General features: G+C 41.6%; 1 pseudogene. It reads right to left on the reverse strand.

The window, feature by feature from the left end:
• Positions 1 to 221, reverse strand: a pseudogene (locus ACE418_RS13605) (hypothetical protein); the annotation flags it as partial.

The following is a 221-nucleotide window of genomic DNA, read 5'->3' on the forward strand; positions in this document are numbered from 1 at the left end:
TCTTTCAGAATCTTCTTTTCCAGTGGTTGTAAAGTGATTTGTTCATTGGTGCTGCCACTGTGTAAACAGTATGCCAAGGGAATTCCGTCTCCATCCATTAATAGCCCCATTTCTACAATAGGATTGGGGCGATGCTCTTTGGAAGCCCCATATTTACGGAGATTGTCCTCCTGCTCAATTTCAAAGAAAAAATTCGTGCAGTCATAGTATAATACACGGTC

The sequence above is a fragment of the Megasphaera jansseni genome (assembly GCF_047974155.1).
Lineage (GTDB): Bacteria > Bacillota > Negativicutes > Veillonellales > Megasphaeraceae > Megasphaera.